Consider the following 20,285-nt stretch of genomic DNA (forward strand, 5'->3'; position numbering starts at 1 on the left):
AAAATTAATGACTCTTGATTACTTGCACTTACGGAAAACCATAACTAGTAAGATATTTCTACCATCTCACTATTTTTTTAGAAAGTTATACTCTATAAGTAACCTTTTTCCCTAGTTTTTAAATGCTTAGAAGCATCATCATTAAAAAACTTAAAGAAATTCTTGAGTACTCAGAAAAAGTAATAACTATAAGTAAACATATTTTTAATTTTAATTTCATTTTTAAAAAAAATTACATTCAAAATCTTTAAGAGAATCTTGTATATTTCTTAATGAAATATTTCTCATATTTTAATAAACTCCAGTAAAGAAAATAAAATTTTAATTATATATTTATGTATGAAAAATAACTAAATTAGGTTATAATCAGCTTTTATTTAATTTTTAAAGTTGATATAAGTTGTTTGAAATAAATGTTTTAAATGCTCAATGATTACTATCCTTTTGGGATGCTCCTGCCTGGCAGGCACGGAAATACTTCAGATTATCGTTATGGATTCAATGGAATGGAACTTGACAATGAAATAAAAGGAGAAGGAAATAGTTATGATTTTGGAGCTAGAATGCTTGACCCAAGAGTTGGTAGATGGTTTGCATCAGACCCAGCTAGAGCAAAAACACCAGGTTTAACACCTTATAGGTTTGGGTTTAATAATCCTATTAGATATAAAGACCCTAATGGGAAATGGGAAGAAGATGGACATTATTGGACTATTTTTGCTTTAGGTATATCAATGGGGCTAGATTTAGTAACGGCACAACATATAGCAGCTGAAGCAGAGCATTATGACCATCACGTTTCTTCTAATGGGAATTTTAGCTTTAATGGATTTGGTTTTACTTGGAATAATAATGATGGAACTATAAATGATACGTTTGCGCTTGTTGGTACTTGGGCTATACCAGGTAAGCAGGAAAAATTTCACGGATTAACTAATGGTTCTCAATATGAAGTATGGAGAAATGCTCGAAATGCTATTTTGCTAGATGGAGATTTAAAAGGGTTGCATACGCTTGGAGATGCTTTTGCTCACAGTAAACCAGGAGATGGTGAAAAAATGTTCGGAAAAAAAAGGACATTTTATTTTAACGGTAAAATATATACTTTCCCTATAACTTTAGAACACGCATTAGATGGGGCTGAAGAAGGAGGCGATGTTACCGATGATATCAGTAATCATAGGGTTGCTTATTTAGCTTATGTTAATGCAGCAGTGCAGGTTTTTCAAGATGAACTTTTTATGCATAGTGATAAAGTTACTGGTTCCCCTGATTTAGATTTATTTGAATACATCGCGAATTCTGGTGCTTCTAAGAACGATAATATCTATTTATTTAAAAGATATATTGATTATAAAGGAGGGCAAACAACTTTTACATACGATTTAAAGGATAAAAATCAATATAATAATTTCATTAGGTATTTAGCAAAAAAAGGAATGCATACAGAAATCACAAATGGTACAAGAACTGAAACTATAAAAAGAGGTGGACGGACAATAAATCTTGAAATAAAAACTCAAACATTAACCATAACTAAAGATGAGGAAGATGGAAATAACTAGTCAAATAGATGTTTTATTAAGTAGGAATATTTTAAATGGCTATTTGATTGCGACAGGTTTTTTATTCATTCTTTTTTTTCTATTACTTGTTATGATAAATAAAAAGCGTCAAGTATCAAAAAGAAAGAAAATCATTATTATAACGACAATATCATTATTTCTAAGTATAGTTTCAATAATCTCTTATGTACTTTTAGAGATGTTTTATTGGAAAGAATAACTTTTAACCATCCTTCCGGATGGTTTTTGTTTTTATGAATAAGCCTTTTTAGCCTTATAGTCACAAATGGACATATCCATAAAATAGAACAGCTTGTCCTTAATGTCCTTGGGTAGTTTTTAAAGTTCCAGTACACGATTGAGTGTTTTTGGTATCAATCTCTACATCAGTTTTACCAACAAGATAGTCCAAACTTATCTCTAAAAAATCAGCCAGATTAGTAGCCGTCTCAATAGAGGGCTTATTCTCATCACGTTAATAGTGACCAAACTAAAGCGATTTATCCATATGTTTAGCAACATCTTTTAGAGATAATCCCTTTATTTTCTTACTTTCATTAAGGTTTACTAAAACTCATAAGTATTGCTTAACATACTAAAACCATTAACGAGTCAAATATATAGAATTTAAAATATATTAAATCCTGAAAAATTCGTATTATAAAATTTGATATAATTATTTATATAAAACTGAAAGATTCTAAAAAAATTAATCCCTATTAATACGAGCAATACAGAACAACTTATTTAGCAGAACGATTTACCAGATTTTATGGTTTTAGCAAGTAATAAATTAGAAAAACCAATTGATGTATTCTCAAAATCCTATACATAAAAAATTTAAATTTAATTATTAAGAATAATCAAAATTAAAAATTTTTTATTAATTTACTTTCCATAACTTTTTTATATATGATGTACAAAATTACTCTTGTTTCTATAATTCTGCTATTATTTGCTCACACCATTCCCAGTACTCAAAAAAAAATAATTAGAGAAGGTAAATATGATATAGAATGTTACGTAGCCTCTAAGAATTTAAAAAAATATAAGGAGCATAAAGTATATTTCTGGTATAAAAGTAGAGAAGTACACAATAGTAAGGGTATGTCTGGAGGTCAAGTATTAGATGGAGAGTTTAAAAAGTTTTTTAAATCTAATCAATTAGCAGAACAAGGCTACTTTGATATGGGATTAAAAAAGGATCGTTGGTATACTTGGTTTGAAAATGGACAAACTAAATCGATCACTAGTTGGAAAAAGGGGCTTCGACATGGAAGTTATAAAGAGTTTGACTCTTTAGGAAACCTAGTGCTTACCGGGAAATTTAAAAAAAATGAAAAGCATGGTAAGTGGATCAATTATAAATCTGATGATACAATAAAATACAAACGTGGTAAAATTATTATCAAAAAAATAGATAGCACTAAATCGGGTGGTTTCTTTAGAAAACTTTTCCGTTCTAAAAAGAGGGATTCATTACCCTCTTCAAAAAATTATACTTTAAAAAATCACGGATTTTTTAAAAAATTATTCTCTAAAAAAGACAAGGATTCAGTAATTAACAAACCTAAAAAAGAAGAAAAGGGTTTCTTTAAAAGGTTATTTGGCAATAAAGAATCTGAAAAAGTTAAGAAAAAATAGTCATTTTTCTTATGAAAAAAGAAATAGCAATACTCCCATTATTTCAATTATTTATAAAAAACAGTGAAAATGGTAAACGTCTAAAGAATAACGGAGAGAAAATTAAAACTGGTACAATAGCCAACTATTACTATACTTATAATAATTTAAAGGCTTTTTGTGATCAAAAAAACATTGAACTTCGAATTTGTGATTATGCTAAATTAACTAAACGAGAGCGAATATCTGAAAAGAATTATTGGAAGAAGTTCTACAAAAATTTTACTGGATTTTTATATAAAAAAGGATGTTACGACAATTATGTAGGGGCAAATATAAAACACATTCGTACATTTTTTAACTGGTTAGCTAACGATCAAGCTATTTCTACGGGTTCTTATCATAAGTTATTTTATGTGCGAAAAGAAACTATAGAGATTTTAGTATTATCACCAGATCAATTAAAATTTTTAATTCACGATAAAGATTTTCACAACTCACTAACCTTAGCAGAACAACGCATTAAAGATGCCTTTGTATTTGGTTGCACCACGGGGCTACGCTTTTCTGATTTATATAATTTAACCAATAAAAACGTTGAAAAGCGAAACGGAGGTTTTTACCTAAAAACGAGATCCCTTAAAACGAAAGTAGAAACAAGTATTAAACTTCCAGCATATGCTATCGAAATTTATAATATATACAGAACTAATAAAAAAAAAGATAAACTTTTTAAACCTATTAGTCTATTTATATTTAATCGTACATTAAAAGAAATTGGAAAAAAAGCTCATTTTGATCAACCTATTAATTATCATCGAGAAAAGTTGGGTAATTCGTTTATCAAAGATAAACGAGATTTAAAATTTTACAATAAAATGAGTTCACATATGATGAGAAGAACCGCCATCACCACCTTACTTATCCTGGGTATGCCAGAACATTTGGTAAGAAAAATTAGTGGACATAGCCCTTCAAGTTCTTCTTTTAATCGTTATGTAAATTATGCGCAAGTGTATATCGATAATGAAATAGATAAAGTGCACGAACAACTTTTAGAATAATATTAATGTTTTTTTAGATTTATAATCCGAAGTTTTAATGGTTTATAAATTAAATTATTAGGCTTAAGAACGGTAGAGATTTATTTAGAAATGCTAGCTAATTTTATTCAATAGAATAGCAAAATCAATTCCCAAAAGAATAACTTTGTTATTATCTATAAATAATATTTTCAAATATATTCCTTCTTCTTCAATTATAGCGATATTAGATTCTGTGAATATTATATCATTTGATTTATATTGAATTCCAAAATTTTTGAAAAAGTCTCTTCCAATCATGTTTCTGTAGAACATTTCATTTCCTTGGATTTTATAATCTACTCTCAGCTTTTCATAATTATCAATTATTTCCGCTTTTTTTATTTCAGAAAACTTAAAATCATCCTTATTAAAACAATAGATATTACTGTAATTTGAATTTTTACATTCATCCATTGATAACTTTTGATTAGAAAATATAACTTTAGTACCTATTAGCTTGTTTTTCATGACTCTAACTTCATCTAAATCTGACTCAAGAAACCCTTCTGTGTTTAAATGAATTATATCTTCTACTATCCATAAATTGAGATTATTATTATTACAGTTAATAACCACCAATAAGAATAACATATTAAATAACTTCATATCTTATTTTTTTTTCTATTAAATCAGGAGCCACGACTTTATTATCTGTCTTAATTATTCTAGCAGGCTTAAGTTCTATTTTAGATGCATTTAATAGAATCCTTCGACAAACCATTTCTATTTGATCTTTTACCAACCTTGAAGATGATATACCGCAAGCTATATCACTTTAATACAAAACACAAGATGAGCGTTTAAAATTAATTGATAAGCTAAACGAGAAAGATAAATCTACCATCTTTAAAATCGTTGACAAGATGCTTACAAATAAGAAGTTTAAGGATTTCTTTGATAAAAATGTAGCTTCTCTTTAGGGCATAAAAAACCACCGTTGCCAGTGTTCTTGCTCTTTGCCAAGCCTTGACGGCACCCGTCACAGACGGGCGCTAGCGGGGGGTTAGTAAGCTCATAACGTTTATCACCGACATTACAATTAAATACATTATTAATTCTTTACCCTTAAAGCACTTAAATATGTATTTTCGCTGTCAAGAGCTATTTGAACTTTATATTGTCTATCCAGTTCTGCTATGGTATCAATATAAAGGTCATAAACACCTTCTAATCGTTCGTCATCACTCTTGGTTATACGAAGTTTTAAAGTATCATTTTGTTTAAAAATATCATATGTGGCATCAATAGACTTATCTTGTCTATTTTCTCTTTTTGTAAACCATATGTGGTTGTGTTTCTCCAAACCAACTATATAAAACCCTTCCTCTCGTCTTAAATCAAGTTCTTTGTTTTGAATTTTATCTATATGTTCAAAATGATTTATTGTCCAGGCTCCTTTTATCTTTTGATAATACTGATTATGGAAAGAAGAACTACAAGAAAGTATTAAGCATAGAGCGGTTAATACAATAAAAATAAAATTAGTTTTTTTCATCTTCTTATAGGTTATTTTTTATCTGATTCTTTATTAGATTGATCATCATTATTTTCTTGTATTTGTTGAAATTGATTATCTTCTATTTGACGCATCATTTTTGTTAAAATAAGTCTGTTTTTTGCTTTATCTTCTGATACTTCCATTATTATTCTTTCAGCCACTTCTCTTATTTCTTTAGCTTCTTTACCGCTTCCCCCAAACAACACTATATTAGCAATATCCGTCATATCCCTTGTATTTTGATGTTCGGATTCTATAATACCCATCTCTATAGCAGAATGAAGATCTTTAAATACTTTAGACAATGTAGCTGTATTTTCAGTATAAATATGCCCAGTAAACCTATCTTCAGTACGCCAGGACCTTATTTGTTTGTCTAATGCTTGTTTGTCTTTTACTGCTGCTCTTGTATTAATAAAGCTTTTCACTCCTTGATAAATATCAAACATAACAAACACAGCCATTAAACCTCCTTTGGTTCTTGCAGGTGGCACTACAATATCTTTACCATATGTTTTACCAGATTTAAACTCGCCTCCTTTATACCTAAATCTTTGGTCAAGCTCATTATTTCCTTTATTACGTCGAACATTTCTCATCCTCTGGTAGTTACCGTCTGTTAATGCTCCATCCATATTCCCAGTCAAACTTTCAGTATAGCCAAAATCAAAATAATTAATTGTTAAAGCCCCTGAATCTCCTAACCCAAGTGTTGGAAACTTCGCTTTATAAGCTTTTTGAAAATTTCCATTAAAGTTTTCTAACTTTAAAAATAGTCTTCCAGAAGCAAATTTAACTCTAGCTTCTCTAAAATCTAAATATTCCATTCCCTCAAGTTCAATCCCGTCTATTAGTCTATTTTCAGATACAGCATAAGGCGAGTTCCAAGGATATTGTTTATGAAGCGGATCAGAACTTTTCATCCTTATCAAACGGGTATCTTGCATTCTATATTTATAATTGAGTGAGTTCCCTTCTCCACTTATTTCATTATCATATTCTTGTCCTTCTGCTCCGTAGCGGTAGTCTCCGGTATTCGAGTGACGCCCCTGTAAAAGCCAATTACCAGGCCAATAATCATTATAACTCTTTATATCCGGGTTAAAATAAGCAAGGTTACCTCCGCTCAACTTAGGTATTTTCTTATCTGAAATCACCGAAATTACCGAGCCTTTATGATTAGTAAGCTCATAACGCTTATCACCCGCCTTACGACGATAAATCTTTTTCCCTAAACGAGACGGGAATGGTGAAATTATCCAAGGATAAGTATTCCCTATTAACTCCATAACATTTCCACGCTCACTTCGAGGGTTCCCCTCTCCTTCTGTTAATGCCCAATGATCTTCGATGGTGTTAAATTCTGTATTAAAACTATAGCTTAGATTTTCAACTACAAATGTTTTAAGAGTATTCCCTAAAGTAGATAATTGATAAGGATCTATTACCTGGCTGGTAGGTGAACTTTTTTCTGTTAATGTTAGATTTTCTTGTGTAAAATACTCTCGTTCATTTAATATTAAGCGAGCTTCGTAACTTTCATCGCTATATTCTGTATAAAACTCAAAATGAATTCCTTTGGTGGTAATATCTGTTTCTGAAACACCCTCTGCTAGAGCTTTAAGCTCGATTGTTTGTTCTTTTTGCTCTTCGTTACTAATAGTAGATTTTGTAACAATATAAGGTCTGTAATCATTACCTGTATTTTTAATGTATATCTCTAACTCATTACCTCTAATACTCTCCCTATCGGTAATATTACTGAAAAATAATTTTTTTAATTGTATAGAATCATTTACGGCTATAGGTTGAGTAAGCATTAAATCGAAACTTATTGCATAATTTGGTTGAGTATGTCTTGGTTCATTTTCAATTACACCCGTAAACCATTGTGCATATCTACCAAAACCAACTTCCATATTAAAATCACTATCGATAAGAACCCAGTCTGGAATATCTATTTTCTTATATGCAGTTATCCCTTTTTTCTCTAAGCCTAAACGACTACTACCATAGATATGATGTTCAGTAGTTTTAATATAGTTATATACAAAATTATCTGTTTCATCTTCTTGAGCTGCTCTTGTTTCTAAGACCCCCATAACATTCGCTTGTGCATCTCTTACATAATGTGTTCCCTCTGCTTCTCCATCATCATCGTTTATTCTATGCTTAGCTATACGATTGCCCAAGCCATCATAATCAAATTCTATTATTTCTTTGAGTTGTGTTAAGCTTTGATCGGTATATTTTTTTACACGTTTCACTTTACCATCAACTTTCCAATCAATTCTTAGATTCTCTGTTCTATCCAAGATGAGTTGCCCTATTCTATCGTATACATAATTATGAGATTGAATAAAGTTTTGATCATAATTTAAACCTATTTGAGTTTCTTGATCATCGATATCGGCACTATAAGCATTACTATTTGCTGAATCGTTAACTAAGGTTAACTGGTTTTTATCATTTTTATAATGATACCTAAAATCGTCCATTAACTCTGTGCCAGAAGAGGGGTTATTTATATTAAAAACCTCTCTTGTAAGCGTAGTTAAATTACCATTTCTGTCATATGCATAATTACTATTATAACTATCATAAGCTGTTCCTTGACTGTTAATTGACTTAGATGTCATCTGCTTAATACGATTAAGCTGATCATATCTATAATTATTATACAGAACGGGTAATAAAACATCTTCACGTTCTCGTAAAGCAGTGACCATTCCTTTTATATTACCATTGTATAAATCGAATGTATTATTACCGTAATTTTCTGAAATTATAAATCCATTATTAGTTACCCCAGTACCTCTTGCTTTGTAATCATCTTCGAAATAATTTAATGCGTATCCAAAGGCATCTTTAGCAACGAATGAACTATTTGCACCATCCTTTCCAAAGTCTGCTGCTAAAGGATCTTCTAATGTTTCTCCATTTACAGCTTTTAGCCATCCCTGAAGTGTATAAACATAATCTGATCCCTGTACTTGTTTATCTCCTAGAATTCTTCTCGCAAGTAGTCCATGTTCATAATAATCGTATTCTGCATCTTTCTCCCAAATTAACCCATCGGTAGAAGTCTCTACGCCAACAATTCTATTATCTGCATCATATTGATATCGGTGAATAAATTGATCACTTTCATCTTTCTGATAAGTGACTTGTTTAACATTTCCGCTAATTAAGTCATACTCATAATAAACATTTTTAAAATAAGTTTTAGCTCCTGCGTCTGAAAACTCAGGATAATAATTTGCTATTTCCTTAACATTTCCATGAATATCGTAACAATAATAAATAGCATTATTGTACGGAGGGTACTTTAAATTATTAGAGATTACATCATAGTACAATATCCCTGAAACACGATTTCTCAAATTTTGAGTTGAACACTCGTCAAACATACAGTAATTATTATATCGCACAGCACCTTGCCAATCTATAGCAGAACGCATTTCATTACATGGATTGGGAGCAGGAATATCGTAAAAAGTTTTTGTTACTTCTCTTTTGACATAATTATTTGGAAATTTATTTAAATATTCTCCTGTTGCTACTAATTCTAACCTACCTTCTGGAGTGATATTGTATCTATTCATTGGAGGACTAACTTGACCTGCCTCTACTATTCTCCCTAAATTATCATATTCTGTATAACTAAAATGTTCAGGAATTTTTAGTACAGGAGAAAACGGATCATATACCTCTAGAGAAACATCGGTTAAGATACTCGCTGCTGGGTACATTGTAAAATCAAAACGTAAAGGTTCATTAAAATTCCTTTCTGTAATTTCAACTAAAGGATTTCCTCCATTTTTAAATAATCTAACATATCCGTTTGCTCTTTCAAGACCAATTGTATCCCCTACTTTTATATTAACAGGTTCATCATCAATAGGTCTGCCCTTGTCCATAAATTGAATCACACCATTTCCTCCTTCAGCTTGACAATATATACTATAGTCAATGGTTTGATAAGGTTGTTCTGGGTTATCATATTGGCTAGTATCATAAGAAAGGCCAATATACCCTTCAAACATTTCAAGCATACGTTCATCTACAACGAAAGATAAGCGACCATTTTCCTCTAAAATATCACTACTGTAAGCACCTTGCCACCCGTTGGTTTTTTTAATTATTGTATTTGAATCCTCTAACAAGGTATATTTTCCTACTATATCTTCAATAATTATTAAACGCCTAAAGTAAACTTGTTGGTTCTCATTTTGAGAAGCAATTATTCTTCCTAAATCATCGTATGCAAAACGAACCCTTCCGCCATCTGGTGTGTTCTGCTCAACCAATTGATTTAAAGAATTGTATTTATAATCTGTTTCTAATTTATGGTTAGGTAAAGCAGTTGTATTATTGGTTGAATTATTTTCTCTTGCCGATCTGATTTGATCTTGAATACCGCTTTCTAATTGGTTTTTTTCAAAACGTGAAACGCCTTGAGGGGGTACAGTTTTATTTAAATTACCGGCTTGATCATAATTATAAAGCGTATATTGATACTCTTTATCTGAGTAAGTCATCGTTAGATCTTCTTTGACCATGGCCATAGCTGAAGCTATATAATCATTTTTGAATTCTGTTTTTAAAGATTGTATATAAGCATTGTACTCATCTTCACCATAAGCGGTCGTCACATTAAAAACAAACTCTTGACAATTGTTTAGATCGTCTACAATTGGCTCTACAAATGTAGAAATCATTGGTGCGGGAACGCAATCTTCATTATTTATTAAATAATTTTCTACAAATTCTGCCCAAGTGTAATTATCTTGTGTAATGGGATTATTTAAATAATTAAAATATTCATCTATTCTCGAAACATAATCATCATACCCATAATTTAAACCTGTAGCACCAAATTCTCCTATGGTAATAAAGTTTTCATCTATTACATTTTGAATAGAAAACTTTGATAAGTAATAAATATAACCATCTGTAATATAAGCAAAATTCATATTACAAAAATATTCTTCGTCTAAGGGATCCGGGATAGTTGTATAATCGGCTACATTGGTAATAGCGTTACTATATAATTGATACTTTTCTGTACAAGATACAGGAGCTACCGCTTGAGTGATACAACTACCACTAACTGTGCCCCCTCCTGAACAGGGATTTACTGGGTCATTTAAATAAGTATCATAATTAACAGACCAAGTATTAGAACCTCCAGTACTACTCAATAAAGTATAGACATACACTGTCATAACTGGTGTTGTACTTGTTTTTGGAATAGTTAGTACATAATTGTAATTATTATTACAATTTATAATAGGATAAGGATGTATGGTTTGGCTATTTCCTTGTAATGTATAATTAGTCTGACCATATGAAGAGAAGGTTTGAACACTATTTAAAGCATTTGGATCATAATTATTCAACTCAAACAAACCATAATTATTCCAACTATATCCATCTCTATTCTCTACAAATGTTAACATGTTACAATCCTCAGAAATCCACTTAGAATCGGCTACCAGATTATTATCAATTTCTACTCGAAATCTTACAGGATGATCATTAGCATTACAAATTAAAAAAATGTCATGACCAGTATCATTACCTATATATACATCAAATTTATATTCTCCTCGAGTATTAGTATTAGCGGCTATTAAATCTCCATAAGTTGCTAAATCATTGAGATCATTGCAGTTTCCAGGACCAGCCCCCGGATTATTAGGATCATTTATAGTTTCACCGGGACCAGTATGACCCTCTGAGGCTAAACCACACTCCCCTACCTGCGCAATAGTTTCACCTTGTAATACAATTTCGGTGAATTGTGGTTGAACAACGCCTGATTGAATGTTTCTTACTCTAGCTTTTACCAAAAAGCTGTAAGTATTAGCAACATAAGAATTGGGTTCATAATATACCTCGCTAAATTGATCTATAATCCAACCGTTGGTAGTCCCATAATCACTCCAACTACTACTACTAGATGCAGGTAAAATTAACTCTGCTATATTGAGTAAATTATTTGGTATTGTGTTTTGTAAACTAATAGTTAATCTTTTGTTATTAAAGTTGTCAATACTCGTATTAATTTGAAGCGGGCCTGAATTCGGAAAAACTCCTCCAAAATTTTCAAACAAATCTGGAGATAAATAATGACCGTTATACGCAAATGTTGTATTTACAAAATTATAAAATTGATTATTTAAAGATGGTTTAGTGGCTAAACCGTTAAGAAACATTTCAAAATCTCTAGCTCTAGGGCATTGACCTGTACCTACATAAAAATCATAATCTACCTGATCTTGTAAATCATCTGCTATTTCTTCTACACGATCTTTAGCGTCATACAATACATCTAAAGGTATATAACGTTTTTTCTTGTTATTATATATCGATGAATTTGAGTAGTTACAAAGTGAATTAGAAAATGAAGAAATAAAATTTTCTATATCATCTTTTGCTTCATAAGTTTTAATTACATGAATATAGCTGTCTGGAGAAGTCTCAGACTCAATACATTTATTATAGTTACCCTGTTGCTCTGCATATAAATTTAATAATACATATTGTACTTTTTGTTTTAAAGATAAATAATTACTTATATACGATTTCCAAAAAGTCTCTTTTTGTTCCGCAGTGATGTTAGAAGTAGGATTCTCAATAGTGGAAAATACTGAAGAGTTGTTGGGGACGTCAGTACTTGGGAAAAATTCATCTACACTATTTTTTGTAATATGTATATAAGCTATTTGTGCTATGGTTAATTTATTGCCATCATATCCTTCACATTGCTGTGAACAATTATTTAATAATGCTTCCTGCATAATTGAGGTTTTCCATCCTGATAGACCATTTGCTAACGCAGGATCATCGGGGTGGTTTGTATTAAAATAGGGATCATTATCAAAAATAAAATCTAAATTTGAAGATGATAAAAAACCTATATTTTTAGCCTCTTCGTACGTTAAGCTTTGTAAAAATAGATCGTACCCATCGGTATTCATTGTAGCATTCATTGATGCTCCTGTGTCTGGATCGATATAATTAAAGCTTGAGGTTAAATTACATAATTCTTTAGAATATTCATAATAAGGATATTCTGGATGATAAATCACTAATGATTCTGACCATTGATTTTCCCATATGTTTAAAAAATCTTCAACATTTGCTAAATTTGTAGGCTCTGTAAACCATAATTCATCATTCCCGCTCTCTTCAGTGATAATAAACGGAGCCTCGTCTTCAATTACTTCTGGTACAAAAACTCCATCTACTATTTCTAATTGAACATATGATATTTGACCACTAGTTGTATAATAATGCCCAGTATTAGAACCACTATCATTTAGATAATGCGAAGGGTTACGCCAATTTGGGGCTACCGAAGAACTATAATATAATTGATTAGGATTATTGGGGTCTGCATTGAAGATATTTGCATCTTCATTCTCTCCTGCTAATACCTCAATAGTTTCGCCGTCTTCATTTACATACATATACGAAACACCATATTGACCATTAGGCCGCATATCATTAAGCATAAATGAAAGCCCATTAGTACAAGAAGTAGTCTCAAATTCACCTGTACCATCATAGCTTACTCCATCTAACGAGCATGGTGCCATACATATCGCCTTAAGCTCATCCCATTGATTAGAAAGCGCAGATTCTATTAAATTTTTCTCTTCAATAGATAAATCTGCCCATAACGGATACCCTGTATAATTTAAGCCGGTATTTAGATCAATATAATCTTGCTTAGTCGGTAAAGGATCTCCTGGGTTACCATTCACTAAAGAATACAAGCATTCCTCACAAGTTTGAAAACATTGGGAATCATCTATATCTAAATCTAAATCTAATAAGCATCCGGTATTTATAATCTGCTCAATATAATCATCAGCAAAATATGCTAGAGCTTCCTCGTTAATATTTAGTTTTTTCTTTACTCCAAAACTACCAATATCAAATAATGGTAAGCCTGAATTTTGATCTATAATTTTATTGTAGCTATAATTAGGAGATACAGGAACAAGATCATATAAGTTATTTGAAGAATTTGGAACGGTAAAGTTTCCTATAGTTATTATGTCTTCCCCGCCCGAAACCAGAGAAGCCTCACAAGGATCTATTACATCCAGTACTAGGTCGTATACATAGGGATAACCGTAATCATCTGGTAAACAATCGTTAGAATATGCTTGATCTGGTAGCTCCAAATCATATTCAAAGCTATAGGCTATATTATTGGCTACACTTACTTTTTGAGCTTCGTATCTTAATCCATCTGTTAAATTACCGAAGTTCCCTGTACTATAAGGATAATTAAGGCTTGCAGATGCTGAATTCTGACTATCTATAAGTTTTACTGAAAATTCTTGATGAAGACTATTATCTGATTCATCTTCTAACGCAATCATTTTATTTGGATCGTTATCTCCTGCTAAAGCTGTAGCAATAGTCCTACCCTGTGGGTCAATATAACTTATACTTACTTGACCGTTAGGATCTACAACCATATTTTTTTTATAATGCTTTGAATATCCTACACTATACCCAAAAAGTCGATCAAGTTCTACTTGTTCTGGAGTAGCATAATAATATTTCATTTCATGACCTGATCCTAATTGATGATACTCGCCTACCCCACTTTTTCTTAAAATTCGTCCGGTATTGTCTGGAGTATATTCTATTTGAGAAAAAGGAAAACCCTGATCACTATCATTTGAATCAACCGCAGATGGAGTTAAATCATTAAAATCGTTACTAGAATAATTAGGTGAGTAATAACGACCTGCACCACTTTGAGTACTTAATCCCATTAAGCTTGGTTCGCATTCCATCTGTAAATCCCAATCAAAGTCTAAATGTGTAAATGGTAAATTACCACTACTATCAGTACTACGATTAAAATCTGGATAAAATTTTAATTTATTATCTCCCGTAGGAACTGGTAATATCTCAACTGCGGGACGCCCCTGATTATCATATATAGTTTCTCCAACGATAGCATTGTCATCACTGTTTATTTTAGTGACTGTTTGTCGATTTCTTAAAGTTCCATCAAAAAAGCTAACAACATCCTTTCTTTTTCCTTCCTCAGCAAAGCTTGTTTGAAATTGCCAGTTTTTAAGAGGTTCGCTATTAGTTAAAGAAATATATGGCCAATGAGACACATAATCTGGTGAAGACGAACTTGATGACCATTCACCAAATTTTTTAACAGAAACATCATCCAGAAAAACGCCAACAGCTCTTACCCTATAAACTAAATACCCATTACCATAAATATTGGGAATACTATAAGAGGTTTGATTAGTATTGATTCTCGTACTATTATTTTTAAATTCTTGTAAAGTTAAACTAATAGTATTCGCTGACCGTGGAGTTGAAATATCTGAAGTATCATAATTATCTACCCATGTGTATTCTACATCATAACTTAATGCCCCGTTCACAGCACTCCAATTTAATAATATTTCATTATTAACTACTGAAGCAGACGGATTAAAACTGTTTTGAGATAACTGATAATAACGATCTACTCTTACGCCAGTTTCCATTTTTATATTATCAGGTACTCCGATATAAGCTATTTGATTATCTCTATCGTTATATGATAAACCTGTAATAACAATATCTGCACCTCTATAATTAGTAATTTCATAAAGTTTTAAATCAATAAATTCACCTCCAGCACTATGTGGGTTATATGACACTTGTAAACTTTGAGAATGTGAATTAAGAGGTAAACCCGTTATCGTTGAATATGGTGAAATATTAAAATTAATAGTAAAATCGTACCACATATCTAGAGGTAATTCATTAGCATCTACCCAAACTTTAATGTAAGAACTACCATCTAATGTTACCTGATTTACTTGCGTATACTCAGGATCAGCAATAGTTAAAGTTTGGTTATTTTGAAAAGCAGAATTTATCTGTGCTGCATTATATGTATTCTGATTAAGAAAAATTTCGTTTTGGCCTTGTACATTATTTGTAAAAAAACACGTTGTCAAAAAAATTAAAAATAATATTTTTTTCATGTTAATCAGTTTTATAGTGTAGTTAATAAGTAATGAGTAAATGATAAATTATATATAATTAATACTCATCTAATAAAATTTATTTTGAAAGTTATCTATTAAAAAACTCGTAACTTTCAAAATCTTTTGATGGCTTCATATAACCATCACGGCTTGAAATATAATTTGAAATTTCAGGTAAATTGAAATCGTGCTTTATATCGCGGTTGATTTTAGTTTCTAAAAATTTTCTATCCACAGAATAATTACCTTTTTCGTCTCTAATAGATCCCGGCGCCATTAATTCTATAACTTGCTTTCTTACCTCATAATTGTTCTTATCAATATAGAAAGTTATAGATGCATAGGAAAGTTGTGTGTATTTCGGAGTAATAAGTTTACAAATCCAAAAAGAATCTGTTTCACAAACTTCTTGTTCTGAAAAATATTTTAAATAGGAATAAACCTCTATTGGATTCTGTTTTAAATCTGATTGTGTCATGAGTTTTTTATACTCCATCGCTTTTTCCTCATGATTAATTTTTAAATAATTATTATAATTTATAAAAAATTCAGTTTGATGAATTTTAAGGTATAAGTCTTGATTATTTTTAATCATTTTTCCTGAATATCTATCGATCACAATGGGTTGATCTGGAGAACGAAAAAGCGTATACTCTAACGAAGCCTGAAAATTAGGATTATTTTCATAATAGCTTTTTGATTTGGTTAAAATACTTTCAGCATTTACTACTTCTACCTGAGAATGTAAGCATTGAAAAATGAGTAAAAATAAAAAATTTACACAAATAGTTTTACGATTCGATTTTACTATACTTAGTTTAGCTAAAATTTTCATTTATATTATTTCAAATTTTGTATTATTAATTCTGAGCACTTAAAGTTGAATTTCCTGATCGTGTTTCTTGAATAGTATATACACCTCTTTCTGTTTCTTTTTTTACACGAATAAGCCCTCCTTCTTTATCGTACTCATAATAAGTTGCATAATTATTTTCATCTAATTCTGCCATTAATCGCTGAGTTTCTTGATCGTAAACAAAAGATTTTAAATTTCCATTATAAGGATGAATACGAATATCATCAAAATAGGATGCTACGCTATGATCACCATTATTACCTAGAATCACAGACATATTATAAGTTGAATTCGGTACGGTAAATTCACCAAAAACTCTTTGCCAGCCATCAATGATTTGTCCAGAGGGATAGAACTTTACCGCGCTTGAGTTTGGTGTTCCAGATCTATCAAATGTTAATTGTATAAAACTATCTTTAAAAAATTTGGGAGTTATATCATGCTCTTCAGATACCCAGCCGCTAACAATGTATCTTTCTCCGGGAACAGGAGAAAACGAAGTACAGTCTTCACATTCACAAGGGCAATCTTCTACAACAATGTCTCTTGTATAGGTTACTTGAGAATTACAAGAAGGATCGCTTGTTGGCAAATTTATTGTTGCTTCTATAGTATAATTTCCTGCCTGCGAAAAATAATGTTGTATTGACTCTCCATTACCTGAAGCGACAACAGAACCTCCGTTTAAAATTTTCCAGTCAGGAAAATTTCCACCATAACTAGACTGTGTGGTAGTAAATGATATATTATTATCACTACAGAAATTACTTCCTTCACTATCAGCAATAATTGCTCCATCAAGATCTGTACACATCGCTTCAAAATATGCATAGCCGTAGTGCCCTCCTATTCCACAATCTGCTACTTCTACAACTAATTTAACCTGGTCTCCTACATTTACATAATCTAAAAAATTTAAGCTATTGACTGTAGCTGGAAGATAACAAACGGATTTATTAGGGGAAATATCAATACAATTTATTCCAGGTAAACCTACAGTAGCTTCAAATAAAGAGCAATTTATCATATTGCCGTTAGAATCTTCTAAAAATATTCTAAAATAAGGCTGCTGACTGATACTATGAAAGTTATTTGGTTCCTCCAACTTAAATGCATAGCGATAATTTATCAATGAGTTAGCTTGAGTTACGATAATTTCTTTTTCAATACGCTCAACCCATTTAAAAGGGTTATTATCGCCTAATCTCAACGTATTTTCTCCAAATTCATTAAGATTTAAATAATTGAAATCCCAATTATTTATTGACATGTCTGAAGGGTTAATAATTTCCGAATCTTGATATAAACTATAATTACAGTTTACCCCAGTAAAATCGGGTATTCCACTACGTTCTATTCGCTTATAACACCATTCGTTAAATTCATTGACAAAATCTATATTACCACAACCCTGAGAAGTAATAGGAGTAACTGTAGAAGATTGTTGTGAATAAACACGCATATTCACATAGGTTTCTCTAGCTAAAGTCAATTCTTTATGAATGTCTTTTTCTTCAACACCATCATTTAATAACTCCTGTCGGGTTTCTTCTCTATCAAAACCAATTTGCTGATCAGTAAATACCTGAGCTTCGATCGTTTGAATAGATAAAATAAAAATTATTAGTGTAGTTATAAAAATTTCAAAACAACATTTACTTCTCTTATTATACTTAATATTATTCATCTTTTTTGTTTTAAATTTTTATATAACCCTATCGCTTAATAATTTTCTTTATTTCTCTTTGTTTCCCAGATTGTATTTCTATAAAATAAATACCAGAACTTAATGAAGAAATATCAATCATTTGACCGTCGGCAGTAGAGGTATTATCTAATGACACGTCTGCTTTTTGCCCTAATACGTTATAAATATTAATGCTATCAATAAAGCTTTCAGACTCAATATGTATGCTACCTTGCGTGGGATTTGGCCATAATTTAATAGCTAATTTTTCATTTTCAGCTACCTTTAGAATAGGATCACTACAGCTCACACCATCTTTACCTAATTGAGCGATAAAAAAATCGCTGAGGTGTGTTACTTTCTTATCTAACCGAGACACAACAGAATGATTGTCAAATATATGTGAACTTTTCATATAGCCTCCAACAAGGATATTTCCTAATTTATCGGTAGTTATTGCTGTAATTTCATCATCTTCTCCGTAGCCAGCTCCCATAATATCATGTATTTTTATAGCATTTCCTGTATTCTTATCTAATTGAATAACCACAGGATCTCTACCATGCCCCGAAGGCCTAGTAAAATATGCATTACCCCAATAATGCCCCCCACCACCAAGGCTGCAATAGCCTTGACCTAAAAAAACACCATCTTCATTTACAACTAAACTTTCTCCCTCTGCACAAGAACCATCTGAATAGCTTACCCAAATACCTTGACCATTAGTCGCGTTTAATTTCATGCAAAAGGTTTCTTTTAAATAGCCACCAAAAGTTAAACCTGCAAAACTAGGATACCCAGCAATTTGACCATTTTCTAACAATGCTACAAAGTAGCCGGTAATATAAATATCACCATTTTTATCTATTACAATATCCCTTATCGTTCCATTCTCGTCTTCTGAAAACTCTTGCCACCATTCTGCATTACCAGTTGTAGAATTAAAAGCAGCAACAAAAAAAGCACCGGTAATTTCTGTATTATTAATAATTGCCGGATGATAAAGACTATTTCCATGTCTCGCAGGTACTGCAAGGTAATATGTATTACTTGCTTTATTATAGTTAAAGTCTATTTTTGAAGTTGTACGCATACCAATATGGTTGTACATATCTATGTTTAATCGCACATAACCCAAGAAATTACCATTTTTATCATATTTAATTACTCCAGCATCTCCTACCTGAGAATTAGAAACCGAAAGGTAGTTATTTTCGGCAGTGATCGCTCCATTTTCTAAAGTAGACCCAGGATCTAAAATAACCATCCAGTGTACGGTACCATCTTCTTCTACAAAAATCTCTCCACTACTGGCATAACCCCAATTAGGATCTGAATCAAAAGGCTGAGGTTCCCTTAACCATTCATAATTTCCTATAGAATCATATTTAATAAGAAAAATATTCTTATCGGGAGTTAGTGTATTTCGAATAGTATCTTGATCATAATGTAAAGGAACACTACCTGTTGGTGAAGATGTAACATTCCAAGAATTACCAGCGACATATACTCCTCCTAGGCTATCTATCCCCATACCATAAGCATAAGTATCTCCAGAGCCTCCAATTGTCTTTTGCCATCGAAAATCTCCTTGGCAATTGGTAGAAACTAAATATGTGTTTCTTTTATAGTCATGACTAAATAAATCAGTAGATTCACTATAATCATTGATCACAATAGTATCATTCGGCACGTTTCCAAACGTAGGGATAGAACCTTGTAAATTCTCTCCCCCTATTTGACTTAAAAAATAATAATTATTATTGCGATCTACATCTACACTATGAACGCGTTGAGTATTATCTTTAGAATTAGATGAAATTACTCGACCACCTCCACCTCTCTTTGCCCACGACCATTCATAAGTATTTTGTTGAGCATAGCTATATTGAATAAAACCAATTATTACAATTAAGAAATATTTATATTTCATATCT

The 20,285-nt window shown here is 31.2% G+C and carries 9 protein-coding genes; 3 read left to right on the plus strand and 6 right to left on the minus strand.

Annotation, left to right across the window (positions count from 1 at the left end; genetic code table 11):
* The first annotated feature begins 422 nt into the window (after positions 1-422).
* The 3 genes from BUC03_RS06485 (at position 423) to BUC03_RS06505 (ending at position 4,252) form a co-directional block, all read left to right on the plus strand.
* Positions 423-1,565, plus strand: a complete 1,143-nt coding sequence (locus tag BUC03_RS06485) for an RHS repeat-associated core domain-containing protein (protein ID WP_073149492.1) — start codon at positions 423-425, stop codon at positions 1,563-1,565.
* Between the two features lie 912 nt (positions 1,566-2,477).
* Entirely contained in the window at positions 2,478-3,209 is a 732-nt protein-coding gene (locus tag BUC03_RS06500; protein WP_073149496.1) for a toxin-antitoxin system YwqK family antitoxin, read from the plus strand.
* An 11-nt stretch (positions 3,210-3,220) separates the two neighbouring features.
* Complete coding sequence (locus tag BUC03_RS06505; protein WP_073149498.1) at positions 3,221-4,252, plus strand: tyrosine-type recombinase/integrase; 1,032 nt, start codon at positions 3,221-3,223, stop codon at positions 4,250-4,252.
* Positions 4,253-4,345: 93 nt separating this feature from the next.
* Here BUC03_RS06505 and BUC03_RS06510 read toward each other — a convergent pair whose 3' ends face one another.
* The 6 genes from BUC03_RS06510 to BUC03_RS06535 all read right to left on the minus strand — a co-directional run bounded on the left by BUC03_RS06510 (position 4,346) and on the right by BUC03_RS06535 (position 20,281).
* Complete coding sequence (locus BUC03_RS06510) at positions 4,346-4,879, minus strand: hypothetical protein (RefSeq protein WP_073149500.1); 534 nt, start codon at positions 4,877-4,879, stop codon at positions 4,346-4,348.
* A 445-nt stretch (positions 4,880-5,324) separates the two neighbouring features.
* Entirely contained in the window at positions 5,325-5,768 is a 444-nt protein-coding gene (locus BUC03_RS06515; protein WP_073149503.1) for a hypothetical protein, read from the minus strand.
* A gap of 11 nt (positions 5,769-5,779) precedes the next feature.
* Entirely contained in the window at positions 5,780-15,802 is a 10,023-nt protein-coding gene (locus BUC03_RS06520) for an RHS repeat domain-containing protein (RefSeq protein ID WP_073149505.1), read from the minus strand.
* A 91-nt stretch (positions 15,803-15,893) separates the two neighbouring features.
* On the minus strand, positions 15,894-16,640 hold the full coding sequence (locus BUC03_RS06525) for a LolA3 family protein (RefSeq protein WP_073149507.1): 747 nt from the start codon (positions 16,638-16,640) through the stop codon (positions 15,894-15,896).
* Positions 16,641-16,665: 25 nt separating this feature from the next.
* Entirely contained in the window at positions 16,666-18,348 is a 1,683-nt protein-coding gene (locus BUC03_RS06530) for a hypothetical protein (protein ID WP_073149509.1), read from the minus strand.
* A gap of 28 nt (positions 18,349-18,376) precedes the next feature.
* Positions 18,377-20,281, minus strand: a complete 1,905-nt coding sequence (locus BUC03_RS06535) for a T9SS type A sorting domain-containing protein (protein WP_073149511.1) — start codon at positions 20,279-20,281, stop codon at positions 18,377-18,379.
* Positions 20,282-20,285 lie beyond the last annotated feature (4 nt).

Origin of the sequence: Mesonia phycicola, assembly GCF_900141885.1 — a bacterium.
Taxonomy (GTDB): domain Bacteria; phylum Bacteroidota; class Bacteroidia; order Flavobacteriales; family Flavobacteriaceae; genus Mesonia; species Mesonia phycicola.

Coding starts and splice junctions, on each gene's coding strand:
- BUC03_RS06485 (WP_073149492.1), top strand. CDS start 423: ATGCTCAATGATTACTATCCTTTTGGGATGCTCCTGCCTGGCAGGCAC.
- BUC03_RS06500 (WP_073149496.1), top strand. CDS start 2,478: ATGATGTACAAAATTACTCTTGTTTCTATAATTCTGCTATTATTTGCT.
- BUC03_RS06505 (WP_073149498.1), top strand. CDS start 3,221: ATGAAAAAAGAAATAGCAATACTCCCATTATTTCAATTATTTATAAAA.
- BUC03_RS06510 (WP_073149500.1), bottom strand. CDS start 4,879: ATGAAGTTATTTAATATGTTATTCTTATTGGTGGTTATTAACTGTAAT.
- BUC03_RS06515 (WP_073149503.1), bottom strand. CDS start 5,768: ATGAAAAAAACTAATTTTATTTTTATTGTATTAACCGCTCTATGCTTA.
- BUC03_RS06520 (WP_073149505.1), bottom strand. CDS start 15,802: ATGAAAAAAATATTATTTTTAATTTTTTTGACAACGTGTTTTTTTACA.
- BUC03_RS06525 (WP_073149507.1), bottom strand. CDS start 16,640: ATGAAAATTTTAGCTAAACTAAGTATAGTAAAATCGAATCGTAAAACT.
- BUC03_RS06530 (WP_073149509.1), bottom strand. CDS start 18,348: ATGAATAATATTAAGTATAATAAGAGAAGTAAATGTTGTTTTGAAATT.
- BUC03_RS06535 (WP_073149511.1), bottom strand. CDS start 20,281: ATGAAATATAAATATTTCTTAATTGTAATAATTGGTTTTATTCAATAT.